This window comes from Komagataeibacter kakiaceti JCM 25156 (assembly GCF_000613305.1).
This window is the reverse complement of the sequence record NZ_BAIO01000253.1, coordinates 1-3,306: the sequence shown is the minus strand read 5'-3', so window position 1 is coordinate 3,306 and position 3,306 is coordinate 1. Positions and strand designations below refer to the sequence as shown.

Below are 3,306 nucleotides of genomic sequence, written 5' to 3'. Positions count from 1 at the left end.
GGGTCGAGTTGATGGGATGACAGCGCCACCTGCTGCCCGTCGGGTGGAGAGCGCCTGACGGAAATAGCCCTGCGCGTACAGCAGCCCGACCGCCACCACCGGCACGCCCAGATCGCTTGCCGCCTTGAGCTGATCCCCCGCCACGTTGCCCAGCCCGCCGGAATAGATGGGCAGGGCCTCGTCCAGCATGTATTCCATGCTGAAATAGGCAATGCAGGGCGGCGGTGTAAGTGTATTGGCCTGTTCAAACCATACCGGCCGCTGCCGGCTGGCGGCATGCGCGCGGGTCAGATCCGTGAGCAGGTCGTGAAAGGCCGGGGTTTCCAGTAGTTCGCGCATATGGCTGCGCGGCGTGTTGTGCAACACGCTCCACGCATTGCGGGTGTGGTCCCATGTATCGGGGGCAAGCTGGCGCCACAGCCGGTCCGTGGCGTGGTTCCATGTCCAGTGCAGGTCCAGCGCCAGATCCATCAGGCCTGTTCATCCGCCGTGGGGTCTGGACCTGCCGCAATGGCCATGGGCTACATTCTTTTCATGCTGTGACCATGGGCATGACGGACTGTTTTCTATGTCATCACGGCGGCGTACGCCCATACCGGCATGACGCGCATAATGCCGTGCGGTTGCGCCGGGGCGAAAAGATTTCCGCCCCGGGGGCAGGTAAAACGGTGTCGGTGCGGCTGTCGGGGCGGTGGATGCCGCGCCATGATCCCTGAAGCTTCCCTATGATTTTCTGGCCGACGTCATGCGGCCGTTTCCAGACCTTCCCGCCGGGCGAAATCATCAAGGCGTGCGAGGTAGGTCCTGCGTTCCTCCTCCCCGATCCATGCGGCGTTGAAGGCGTTGCGGCTGATGGTGATGACTTCCGCCGCCGTCAGGTCCGCGCCGTCCCGCGCCAGTTTCAGCGCCTCTGTCATGTAGACGCTGTGCATGTAGCCCGGATCGTCGGAATTGATGGTGATGGTCATCCCGGCATCGAGCAGGGCGCGGATGTCCTTTTCGTTGCTGCCGGGGCGGATGACCATGTTCGGGAACGGGCAGACCGTAAACGGAATGTGCCGCGTACGCGCCTGCGCCATGAGTTCGGGTTTTTCAAGAATGTTCAGCCCGTGGTCAAGCCGCTCGCTGCCCAGATCCTCCAGCGCCTGGCGGATATGCTCATGCGTGTTTTCCTGATCGATGTCGCAATGCATGGTCACATGCAGGCCCGCTTCGCGCGCGCGGCGGAAGACGTTGGCGAACTTGGCGGGCGGGTTGCCTTCTCATCCGAATCAAGCCGACGCCGACAATTTCCGAAAGATGGGGCAGCGCCTGCGTAAAGGTTTCCTCGGCCGATTCAGCGCTCATTTCACGGATGAAGCACATGACAAGCTGCGAGCGGATGCCAAAATCCTTTTCCGCCGCCCTGCGCGCGCGGGTGATGCCGTTGATCACCGTTTCAAACGCAATGCCCCGGCGGGTGTGAAGCTGGGGGTCAAAGAACATCTCCGTATAGAGCACGTTCTGCGAGGCGACTTTCTTCAGGTAGGCGTAGCACAGGTCATGAAAATCCTGTTCCGTCCGGAGCAGGTCCACGCCTTCGTAATACAGCGCCAGAAACGATGGCAGGTCATGAAAATCATAGCCCGCGCGGATTTCGTCTTCCGTCATGTTCTGGAGCGGATGGCCGTTGCGGCGGGCCAGGACGATTTTCAGCGCGGGTTCAAGCGTACCTTCCAGATGGACGTGAAGTTCGGCTTTGGGCACGGCTTCCAGAAAAGTGTCGGAGGCGGACGTCATGATGCGAAAGCCTTTCTGCTCACGAAGTAACGCCACATTATACACCATCGTACCGGTAATGGAACGATGCCAGAATTACGGTGTCTTCATCCCCTGCCCCACCCGGATTTATGGCCGGAAACGGGCATATCCACCGTGGCGGCATGCCGTGCCCCATGTCCAGAATTGCGGTTGCCATTTTATGGCGCTGAACTATGCGCAACGGTGGGGTGGGACAGGCCCGGTCATAAGCCCGGCATACCGCTCCCGGTCGGGAGCGGTACGTGGTGTTGGGCCTATTTCCCGGTGGCGGACTGTTGCGCGCCCGACGCGGGGGGCATGGTCTCGACAAAATCCTCCGAGACGAACACGACGCCATCAAGGGCCTGCTGCAACGCTTCCGAGGCTTCTTTCGGGTTGCGTGCCTCCGTAAAGACTGTGGCGCGGTTGAGCGCGCCCTGCGTCTGTTCCAGCGGGGCGAGGGCCAGGATGAAAACCGCATCCGCGCCCACGACCTGCATTGTCTGCGCCGCCTGCGGGATGTTGCCGGACTTGAGCTGCGTATTGGCGGTGGCGATGGCCGCCTTCTTTTCCGGGGCCAGTGTTTCGCTGCCGATCACCTCACCCCCCACCGGGATCCATGTAACCGGCGTGGAGGACGCGACATGCGCGGGGGAGACCGGGTGCTGCGGGGCGGGATGCAGGCTGCTTTCCGCCGCGACGAACTGCCCGTTCGCCTTGGCCGCGGCGCTCAGGCGCTTGCCTGCGTCATATAGCGGGGGAATGGCGGCGTCGGTCTGGCCCGCGTCAAGCACCTGTTTCGCGTTCAGAATATCGGCCATCGTGCGCTGACCGTCGGCTGAAAGGTGATTGAACGCACGGGCCGCCCGGAACTGTTCCAGATCCTTGTGCAGCGATGCCGCCTGTGCGCCCAGCGGCGCGGCAAACAGTCCGGTCATGACTGCCAGTGAAGCGATGAAACGCATGGTTTTCCTTCTGGTGCAACATAAAGCAGGCGATCCAGCCGATCGCTGTGCCCAGTATAAAGTGTTACAAAAAATTGCTCAACGGTTCCATGCCGCCGGCTGCATGGCGGCCCTGACGTGGTTGCCGTGCGCGACGGGGTCATGCATGATCGCGCCCATGACCACAGGGAGTGGAAACCGCATGTTCAGTCACATCACGATCGGCGCGAACGATATTGAGGCATCCCGGAAGTTTTATGACAGCACGCTGGGCGCGCTGGGCATCAAACCCGCCCAGACCGATGCGAAGGGGCGGCTTGTCTACGCCACCGATACCGGGCGGCTCATGGTGACGAAGCCCATCAATGGCCAGCCCGCCACGGGCGCGAACGGGGGCACGATCGGCTTTGACGCCGGTTCCGAAGCGGCGGTGAATGCGTGGCACGCGGCGGGCGTGGCCAATGGCGGGGTCACGTGCGAGAACCCGCCGGGCATCCGCCAGACCACCTCCGGCTCGCTGTATCTTGCCTATCTGCGTGATCCTGCCGGTAACAAGCTGTGCGCGGTCTATCGCGTTCCGGTA

5 protein-coding genes are annotated in these 3,306 nt (G+C 62.3%); 1 reads left to right on the top strand and 4 read right to left on the bottom strand.

The window, feature by feature from the left end; all coding sequences use genetic code 11:
• The 4 genes from JCM25156_RS11745 to JCM25156_RS11730 form a co-directional block, all read right to left on the bottom strand.
• On the bottom strand, window positions 1-471 hold a 471-nt coding region (locus JCM25156_RS11745; RefSeq protein WP_025813226.1), incomplete at its 3' end, for a DUF3417 domain-containing protein.
• Between the two features lie 272 nt (window positions 472-743).
• Window positions 744-1,193: an amidohydrolase family protein gene (locus tag JCM25156_RS32140; protein ID WP_277909448.1), complete on the bottom strand. Its 450-nt coding sequence runs from the start codon at window positions 1,191-1,193 to the stop codon at window positions 744-746.
• Window positions 1,159-1,779 carry an adenosine deaminase family protein gene (locus JCM25156_RS32135; RefSeq protein WP_277909446.1) on the bottom strand — a complete coding sequence of 207 codons (621 nt, stop codon included), beginning with the start codon at window positions 1,777-1,779 and terminating at the stop codon, window positions 1,159-1,161. Before JCM25156_RS32135 ends, JCM25156_RS32140 begins: the two co-directional genes overlap by 35 nt.
• Before the next feature lie 275 nt (window positions 1,780-2,054).
• Complete coding sequence (locus tag JCM25156_RS11730) at window positions 2,055-2,744, bottom strand: YfdX family protein (RefSeq protein WP_025813225.1); 690 nt, start codon at window positions 2,742-2,744, stop codon at window positions 2,055-2,057.
• A 181-nt stretch (window positions 2,745-2,925) separates the two neighbouring features.
• Between JCM25156_RS11730 and JCM25156_RS11720 the strand changes: the two genes are divergently transcribed.
• On the top strand, window positions 2,926-3,306 hold a 381-nt coding region (locus tag JCM25156_RS11720), incomplete at its 3' end, for a VOC family protein (RefSeq protein WP_025813224.1).